At 62.7% G+C, this 8192-nt stretch carries 5 protein-coding genes; 2 read left to right on the forward strand and 3 right to left on the reverse strand.

Features of this window, described 5'->3' with window-relative positions; translation table 11 throughout:
- Positions 1-53 precede the first annotated feature (53 nt).
- Positions 54-1265 (reverse strand): IS256 family transposase, encoded by a 1212-nt coding sequence (locus PMI02_RS19230; RefSeq protein WP_007685973.1) that lies wholly within the window; start codon positions 1263-1265, stop codon positions 54-56.
- A 923-nt stretch (positions 1266-2188) separates the two neighbouring features.
- Between PMI02_RS19230 and PMI02_RS19235 the strand changes: the two genes are divergently transcribed.
- Entirely contained in the window at positions 2189-3175 is a 987-nt protein-coding gene (locus tag PMI02_RS19235) for a LysR family transcriptional regulator (RefSeq protein ID WP_007685975.1), read from the forward strand.
- Entirely contained in the window at positions 3162-4463 is a 1302-nt protein-coding gene (locus PMI02_RS19240) for a class I SAM-dependent methyltransferase (protein ID WP_007685976.1), read from the forward strand. Before PMI02_RS19235 ends, PMI02_RS19240 begins: the two co-directional genes overlap by 14 nt.
- 54 nt (positions 4464-4517) lie before the next feature.
- On the opposite strand, the gene PMI02_RS19245 is transcribed toward PMI02_RS19240, so the two are convergent.
- Positions 4518-5606 (reverse strand): siderophore ABC transporter substrate-binding protein, encoded by a 1089-nt coding sequence (locus PMI02_RS19245; RefSeq protein ID WP_157222602.1) that lies wholly within the window; start codon positions 5604-5606, stop codon positions 4518-4520.
- Positions 5607-5615: 9 nt separating this feature from the next.
- Positions 5616-7694 (reverse strand): TonB-dependent receptor domain-containing protein, encoded by a 2079-nt coding sequence (locus tag PMI02_RS19250; protein ID WP_007685978.1) that lies wholly within the window; start codon positions 7692-7694, stop codon positions 5616-5618.
- Positions 7695-8192: the final 498 nt, after the last annotated feature.

Raw genomic sequence — 8192 nt, forward strand, 5'->3', positions numbered from 1 at the left:
GGTCACGTCCGTCAATGTGGTGTAATTTCGTTGGTGGCCATAGGGCTGCATTTTCAGGCGGCCTTGGGTGTAATCTGTAGCGGCTCAATCTCCTCGGTTATGGGTGTGGCAAGGGCGGCCATGCCCTCGATCTGCATGTAGCGGTGCTGGAGTTGGTATTCGTCATTCTGCTCGAGCAGGACGGCGCCGACGAGACGGATGATGCTGTCCTCGTTAGGGAAGATGCCGACGACATCGGCGCGGCGCTTCACTTCCTTGTTCAGGCGTTCCAGCGGGTTGGTAGAGTGAAGCTTGACCCGGTGCTGCTCGGGGAAGGTCATATAGGCGAGCACGTCGTGCTCGGCATCGTCCATGCAGGCGCCGAGCTTGGGCCAGCGGGCCCGCAATTGATCGGCGACCTGACGCCAGACCTGTGTTGCGGCCGCATGATCGGGCTGGAGGAAGACCTGGCGGATTGCGGCAGCAACGACCGTGTTCTGGCCCTTGGGCACGTAGGCCAGGGCGTTGCGCATGAAGTGGACGCGACAGCGCTGCCAGGTGGCGCTGAACACGCGGGTGATCGCCGCCTTGAGGCCTTCGTGGGCATCGGAGATGACCAGCTTCACGCCGGTCAGGCCGCGGCGGGAAAGGTCCTTGAGGAAGCTCGACCAGAAGGGCTCGGCTTCGGAAGGACCGATGTGCAGGCCGACGATCTCGCGCTTGCCCTCGGTGTTGACGGCGACGGCGATTATCGCGGCGACACTGACGATCCGTCCGCCCTCGCGCACCTTCAGATAGGTTGCATCGAGCCAGAGGTAGGGCCAGTCGCCGGCAAGCGGTCGCTTGAGGAAGGCATGGACACGCTCGTCGATGTCCTTGCACAGCTTTGACACCGAGGACTTGGAGATGCCGGTCATGCCCATCGCCTGCACCAGCTCGTCGACGCGTCGGGTGCTGACCCCGGCGATCCACGCCTCCTGGATCACTGCGACCAGCGCCTTCTCAGCAGTCTTGCGCGGCTCCAGGAAGCCGGGGAAGTAGGCGCCGGTCCGCAGCTTGGGTATCTTCAGGTTGAGCGTGCCGAGCCGGGTGTCGAGGCTGCGGTCGCGGTAGCCATTGCGCCAGGTCGTGCGCTCGCCTGATCGTTCATGGCGACCAGCGCCGACCAGGCCATCGACATCGGCCTCCATGATGATCTGCAGCACGCTCTCGGCGATTGTGCGCAGGAAATCTGTGTCTCCGGACTTCGCCATCAGTTCGGCAAGCGGTAGTCTGTCGTCGGTCATCGGGATCAACTCCTCGGTGGGCGTGTGAAGTGTGGTAACTCCACCTTACCGATGAGCCCGGTGGCCACCGAGATCGAAATCGCATGGGGTGGGGCATGCCCCACCCCATGCGACAACCTCAATCTACACCGGAAATTACACCACGAGCGCGGACGCTAACACGACCCACCCTTGCCAGTCAGCGGTCAATTTTCGCTCACCAGGCCCCGACGGTCTGCTTTCCAACCTTACGTGTGGATCGAGTGGTGCAAGATCGTGGTGATCCGGTTACGATAGCCATTTTGGAATAGGAAGTTCATGAACGGATACGTGCAATTTGAAACTCCGGACGGTGACGCTGTGTCGATAAACGCTGACCGAGTGAACTTCGTGCGGCGTTATAGAGGGGGAAATGATGCCAGCGCTGTTAATTTTGAGAAGGGAAACTACGTCGTCGTGAAGGGCAGTCTTGACGAAGTTACCAAAGTCCTTGCCCGAGCCTGAAGCCTTCCGTCTCCGACCCTTATGAGACGCTCCGCACCCGTTTGCAGCGCTCCAGGTGCGGAAGGTCTGCAATCCAGCAGGTGTCGACCAGGTTACGTCGTTCCGATGCGGTTGCCAGAAGGACGGCTCACGCGAGAACCGGCCGTCGCGAGTTTGAAGGCTGCCGCGAAGCAAAGCGCCCTCATTGCGGTCGTTGCCGAGCCGAAATTGGCTGCCCGATCGCGGACCTTCATTCATGTGACGGGAGTGGACGAAGCTACCGTCCGCTGGGTCTTTGCGGACAGCGGCTTGTTAACCGACACCGGACATCCTGCGGCGCGGGATCAAGGTGTGGGTATGCCATCATGGGCGGATCTCGGACTGCCCGGATCAAAACGATGGTCCCATGATGACTGCGATTCGCGCGGCTCGCTTTTCCCGCTCTCAATGATTACAAAGCGTTGCTCCCCTATGCCCACGGTTCCAAGCACCCTTTCTGCCTGCTAACGATTATTCTTCTCAATAATCTGCCGGTCATGCTCCCAACGCTCAGCCCCAATCTTCTCCTGGTCCTTGCACTGTTGCTCAAGCACAAGAGCGTCAGCACGACGGCCGTGTTAGCGGGCATGAGCCAGCCCAGTGTCAGCCGCCACCTCGCACGGCTGCGCGTGGCCTTGGGCGATCCCCTCCTGGTACGGACGGGCGGGCAGATGATCCGCACGAAACGCGGTGACGAACTTGTTGGCAAGCTGAGCGAATGGGTGGCCTCGACATCCTCGTTGCTCGTCGGGCCCACGTTCGATCCCGCAGCGGTCGAACGTCGCTTCCGGATTGCCTCCACTGATTTCGGCATCATGGCGGTGGTGCTGCCCGCTCTTGCTGAGCTGCGGCAGGTCGCGCCGGGGATCGCCATCGACGTCGTCCCGCTCAACCATGCAGCCCATACAGCGCTGGCCCAGGGCGAGATCGACTTCGCGATTTCGGGCCTCGACCATCACCCGGCCCAGCTTCATCGCGAATGCCTGTTCCGCGACCGGTTCGTCGTCGTGACCCGGCCCGGGCACCCCCTGGCCAGCGCTACCGGTGAACCCGTCCCGATCGATGCTTTCCTCGCACATCGCCATCTCGGGCTGACTGTCAGCGACGCGGAGTTGGACCGGGTGTCGTCTGCCCTCGGCGTGCAGGCAAACGCCCGCCGCGTTGCCCTCAGCGTGCCCTACTTTGGAATCGCCACAGAGCTGTTGCTTGCCGGTGACCTTGTCATGGTGGTGCCATCGCGGGCCGTGGTCCGGCTTGACGGTGCAAACGAGGTCGTGACACGACCGGCGCCTGAAGCGCTAGGTGCTCTCGATTACTGGCTGCTGTGGCACGATCGCAGCCACCGCGATGAGGCTTCCACCTGGCTGAGGGGTCAACTGCGGGCGGCCTGTTCGCATGACCTGGACTGAAGGCTACATCTCCGACGTCACGTACCCGGCCTTTTTCTACAAAGAAATGCAGCCCGGGTGGCTGTCGGCCGTCGCCGGTTTTCGCGGCTTCGTGGCGCCGGATGCGAGCGCGCCCTTTTCCTTGTGCGAACTCGGGTGCGGCGTGGGCGTCAACCTGCTTGTGGCCGCCGCCTGCCATCCGGATGCGCACTTCGTCGGCGTCGATTTCAATGCGGAGCACCTTAGCCTTGCCCGTGAGGCCGCAGCAGCGTGCGGGGTAGACAACGTCGAGTTCATCCATGCCGACTTCGCCACATTCGCGCATAGCAACAATCGACAGTTCGAATTCATAACCTGCCACGGCGTATGGTCGTGGATAGCGGAGGAATATCGCACCGCGCTGCTAGACTGCGTGGCAGGCAGCCTGAACGCGGGCGGCCTCTTCCATCTGCACTACATGTGCCACCCTGGATCGACCGATCTGGTGCCGCTACAGCATCTTCTGAACCTGTCCGCGCATCATTTGTCCGGCCCCTCCCCCCGCAAGGCGCAGATCGGCCTCAAGCTGCTGCTGCAGATAGCGGATAGCGGCATGTTTGCCGACAAGCCGGCCATGCCTCGACATCTGGCCAACCTGTCCCGGCGGGACCCCGCCGATCTTGCCCATGAGTTCCTGGCGGATCACTGGGAGCCGCAGCACTCGGCGGACGTGCACCAGTTGGTGAGCCGTTCCGGTCTCACGTTCCTGGGCAGCGCGGACGTGTTCAACAATCTCGATGTGTCGCTGTCCGTCCCCGGCAGGATGCAGGCGCTGATCCGGGGGACCACGGCCCCCGCCCTCGCGGAGACGCTGAAGGATCTGGCGCGTGATGCGCACCAGCGTACCGACCTCTTCCAGAAGGACCCGCAGCCGCTGGACTACGAGGGATTCTTGGCGCGGCTTGGCCGCTTGCAATTCCGGCTGCTCCCGGATGCACCGCAAAACGGCCCGCTCACTTTCGCTACACCGATCGGCCCCTTGACCGGCCCGGACGCCATCTACACACCGCTCCTGCAACGACTGGCGGCAGGGCCGGCGAGCGGCGCGGAACTTTCGGCCTTGCCGCCGTTCCGCGACGACCTGGGTGCCCTTGTCCAGGCCTTGCAGCTGCTGATGATGCAGCAACTTGCCCATCCCATGGCGCGGAACGGACCAGCGGCCGCCGACAGGGCAGAGCGCCTCTCGCGCTGGTTCGCGCGCAGCGGCATCGCCCTTTCCGTCGTGCCGGAATGTGCCACTGCCGTACCCTGCGCTGTGGTTCCCACCTGACACACGGGAAGGACCGGGACGATGCCCGGTCCTATCCATCAAAGCAGCGGTTCGTTATTTACCCGCGCGCAGGGCGGCAAGCGTCTCGCGCGCGCTCTGAGACAGGGCATCGATCCCCGCGCCCACGAGGTACCAGGTCTTCGGATCGAGGTAGATCACCCGCCCGGCCTTCCAGGCCGTGGTGGCCGTGACGTCCGCGTTCGCGCCGAGCCTGGCAGCGATGGTTTCGCCATTGCCTGAGGCGCCGTTGCCGGTGGCAGCATTGCGATCGATGACGAAGATCCAAGTCGGATCGCTCGCCAATCCGGCAGCCAGCGTGTCCTGCCGCTGCTTTCGCGCAGCTTCCGCTTCGGGTGAACCGGCGGCCGGGCGCGGGCCGGGAGGGGTGGGTTCCGCTGCAGGCACGGCCGGGCGAATACCCGCGAAGTCGTAGACATGGCCGAACCGGTCCCCCGGAGCATGGACGGCCATACCGTCCCCCGCCGCGAAGAGCAGCAGTCCCGTGCCAGCCCCTGCTGCTTCGGCGTGGAGGCTGGAGAGCAGGGTTTCGAACGCGACAACCCGTTTTTCGGCGCGATCGGAAACGCCGAAGGCACTGCCGAGCTTGCGGGTATTCGCGATAGTGACAGCAGCCAGATCCTTCTCGGCGGACGACATGTCGATGGTCGGGGCGATCGCGTTCACGTCCGCGTACTTCCTGGAAGAACGCCCGCCGACCACGATCAGGTCCGGACCCAGCGCCTTCAGCGCCGCAAGGTCAGGCTCGAACAAAGTGCCGACATTCTGGTAGCGGGCGTCCCCATACTTGGAGATGTACGGCGGGAAGTTGCCTTTCCCCTCGGTTCCCTTGGGAACCCCGGCAACGGCGTTCACCCCCAAGGCATTCAGGATGTCGAGGGTGGCAAGATCGTACACCGCGACCTTGCGCGGCGTCGCCTTCAGCACGGTTTCGCCCTTGGCGTGAGTGATGACGATGTCCCCGGCGGTAGCGGCAGCAGGCCCGCAGGCGACGGCAAGAAGGATCGCGGATCCAACCTTCATCAGGGTGTCAGGTAAAACAGGCATGGTGCTCTCCGTCCCCCCATGGGGGTGAAATGATGGATGCTCCGGCCGGCCCTTGAAGAAGCTTGCCGGCCGGGACACCGTTGCAGCTCAGAAGTCGACGCTCAGCGAAGCGCTGAAGCGGCGGCCGTCGAGGACGTAGGCAAAGCCATCTTCCGGTGTGACCTGCTTGTTGGTCAGGTTGTAGACGCCCAGGTTCACCCGAACATCCGCGTTCGCCTCGATCACGAAGCCCAGGTTGTAGAAGGTATAAGGCGGGTACCGGAAGTCGTTGGTCGCGGAACCGCTGGAGTTGGTGGTGCGGCCCGACGTCTTGCCGCGGTAGTTCAACTGGCCCCAGACCTTGAACGCATCCATCGCTTCCCAGTCGATCGACGCGTTGAACATGTGCTCGGGGATGTCATTAAGCGGCTTGCCGGCGTTGGTGCCGGAGGTCTGCTCCGTCTGCGAATAGGTATAGCTGTGGCGATAGCGTAGGCGTTCGACAACCTTCCAGTCCACGGTCCACTCCACGCCCTTGAGCTCCGCCGTGTCGACGTTGACATAAGTGGTGTACCCGAACTGGTGGGCCGGATAGGTCACGCCGCCATATTCACAGACGACGTTCTGGGCGCATATGCGCCCGGTCCGCAGCAGCTTGTCCTTGAAGTCGCTCTTGTATGCGGTGAGGCTTGTGGAGATCCCTGCCCGGCGATCGACATAGCTGACGCCGACCTCGTAGTTCACGGTCTTTTCCGGCTTGAGGTCGGGGTTGCCGATGATGACACCGCCCATGGACGTCGATCCGAAGTCGGTCGCGGCCATGCGCAAGCTCGGCACCTTGTAGCCCGAGGTCACGCCGCCCTTGATCGTCAGCGCGTCCGTCGCGTTGAAGACGGCGTAAGCCTTGGGACTGAAGCGGCCGCCGAAATCCTCGCTGTGATCATAGCGGCCGCTGAGCAGGAGCGAGAGATCGTCGACGATCTCCCAGTTGTCCTCGAGGAACCCGGCATACTGCTTGCGGTCCATCGTAACGATATCTGTGGGCACCACGATGCCGGGAAGGTTGAGGCCGTTGGTCGATCCGTCCTGAAGCTTTTCATGGAAATAGTTGGCCCCCGCCACGATCTTGTGCCGCGATAGCGCGAGCGCCGCCTGGGTGTTCGCGACCAGCGTGTCGAACCCGATGCTGTTGCCCGTCGTGGCATTGACGCGGGTAGGGTTCGAAGATGTGTCGAAGGTGACATAGCTGTTCCACACCAGGCTGCCGAAGTCGCCCTCGTGGGTCACGAAGTAATTGTCGCGTACGGACTTGTTATAGGTCGCTGCAGCGGTGGCAGCGATGCTCTTGCCAGGCGTTGCGGTCCGTTCCTGAACGGTATGGCCTCCGCCCGCAGTGAACGTATTCGCGTCGTCCAGTCGGAAGCTCAGCTTGCCTGCCACGTTCTTGCGCTTGAACTCGGGATCCGCCGCCGCACTGTCGCTGCCGCCGACGAAATCGGCCTCGTCCTGGTAGCGCAGCCCGCCGGTGACCTGCAACGAGAGGCGATCCCTGATAACCGGGACGTTCACCACGAGGCTGGCGTTGACGCCGTCGTTGGTGACGTCGTTGCCCGGGCCCGCCTTGATGTACTCCGTGGTGAAGCTGCCGCCGAAATCGTTCATCACCTTCTTGGTGATGACGTTGATGACACCCCCGATGGCGTCCGACCCGTAGAGCGAGGATGCCGGGCCGCGGATGACCTCGATGCGTTCGATCGAGTCGAGCGGCGGCAGGAAGTTGATGGACGTGCCCGCCTGCGCGCCGTTGAGGCCGAACGCCTGATTGTCCTGCATCCGCTTTCCGTCGATCAGGAACAGCGTGTAATCGGCGCTCATGCCGCGCATCATGATCGACTGCTCGACGCCACCGCCTTGGATGTGGATGCCCGGCACGTTGATCAGCACGTCAGCGATGTCCGTGTAGGAGCGCTGCTTGATCTCATCGGCGGTGATGACCGAGATGGTCGCCGGGGCATCCTGGACGTTAAGCTCGTACCCTGTTGCCGAGACGACGATGTCCGAGGGGATTGCATCGTCGCGCGAGTAGGAACTGCCTGCCTGATCGTCAGCGGCGAACCCGTGCTGTGGGACAAGAGAAATGACGACGAGCGAACTTGTAGCGAGAATACGCCTGCGAAAACCTGTCAATGAAACCCCCAGTGCCGAACGAATAACGAGCTTACCGTCCGCAACTCGGTCGTGCGTACCACCGAGGCACCCTGCGCGATCGGGTCGGCCGTGAAATCCGGCAACCAATGCAGAAGGCGCTAATGCGACTTGTTTGCAAGCGGCTATCCGCAGCCATTCGCACCTGCAACAATCAAGAATGAATGAACGATATTCACCCCTGAGCCGGCACTGGTGGGATCGTCGCTCAGACAAAAGCAGGTGCGCCGGACGCTAAGAAAAGAGCCTTCTCTGAACCCCTGCCACAAGTCCCTCCATCGATGGAATGGTAATGGCGTGTTCCGAGAAGCAGCCACATACGCACGCGCGGGCAACAGATTGAGTTGCTCGCGACCCGTCATTACCGCCCGGCCCGGCACGGATTCTCGCCCTGATTATGGACGTTCCCGAGCCAAAACTGGCCGCCCGGTTCCGGACCTTCATTCATCGCCGTAAAATGGGACACCGCGTAATTGATTT

The organism is Novosphingobium sp. AP12, from assembly GCF_000281975.1.
Taxonomy (GTDB): Bacteria; Pseudomonadota; Alphaproteobacteria; order Sphingomonadales; family Sphingomonadaceae; genus Novosphingobium.

Coding starts and splice junctions, on each gene's coding strand:
- PMI02_RS19230 (WP_007685973.1), bottom strand. CDS start 1,265: ATGACCGACGACAGACTACCGCTTGCCGAACTGATGGCGAAGTCCGGA.
- PMI02_RS19240 (WP_007685976.1), top strand. CDS start 3,162: ATGACCTGGACTGAAGGCTACATCTCCGACGTCACGTACCCGGCCTTT.